The organism is Glycomyces luteolus (assembly GCF_027622875.1).
Taxonomy (GTDB): Bacteria; Actinomycetota; Actinomycetes; order Mycobacteriales; family Micromonosporaceae; genus Glycomyces; species Glycomyces luteolus.
The window spans coordinates 1-840 of the sequence record NZ_JAPZVP010000048.1; the positions used below are offsets into that span (position 1 = coordinate 1).

An 840-nucleotide genomic window follows, 5' to 3' on the forward strand; every position below is an offset into this window, starting at 1 on the left:
GTCGACGCGGGCGAGCTGCCACTGCTGGTTGCTGCCGCCCCAGTCGCTGTACTGCACGACGGCTGCGCCGTCGTTGGTGGCCGCGTTCTGGACCTCGACCGCCTTGTTGCTGTTGCGGTTGATCAGGCGCACATAGCCGCTGCCGGAGTCGGCCAGCCGGAACTGCTGGTTGGTGCCGCCGTGGTCGGTCCACTGGTGGATGGCGGCACCGTCGGCGCTCGACCAGCTGGACACGTCGAGCACCTTGCCCGAGTGCCGCGCCTTGATCCGGTAGTAGCCGCCGCCGGCATCCACGAACTGGAACTGCTGGTTGCCGGCGTTCGTACGGGTCCACTGGTGAAGCGGGGCTCCGTCGGCGGTGGACACACCGCTGACGTCCAGGACCTTGCCGCTGCCGCGGTTCACCAGCACATACCAGGCGGATGTGTCGATCACCTGCTGGGCTTGGGCCGCGGCGAACGGGTTGAGCACGGTCGCGGCGGCGGCCCCGGCGAGCACGCCGGCTCCGCCGATGAGCATCCGCCTGCGGCTCTTGGGGGTTTCCATCCAGGCCATGGTGGCCTCCTTAATCGAGGTTCGCTTCCCACACGTTGCCGATGCCTCGGGTCATGGAGATGCGGGTTCATTGCTACGGGTGGGACCGGCGGTCGCGGACCGGCGGATGCGCCGCCGCGGTCCGGTCCCGGATCGGTCAATCGGCGGAGGCCGCCGCGAGCGCGGCCACGCCTCGGGTCCAGCGGGACAGGAACGAGCAATCGGGTGCGGCCGATGTCATCGGGTGCTCCTTAGCGGACGCGGGTATGGGGAACGCCTGTTATCGCTCACATATCGCAACCTAGG

The 840-nt window shown here is 68.8% G+C and carries 1 protein-coding gene; it reads right to left on the minus strand.

Translation table 11 applies throughout. The features are described from left to right. The coding region (locus O1R50_RS26145; protein WP_270113204.1) for an RICIN domain-containing protein at window positions 1-555 on the minus strand (555 nt) is incomplete at its 3' end. Window positions 556-840 lie beyond the last annotated feature (285 nt).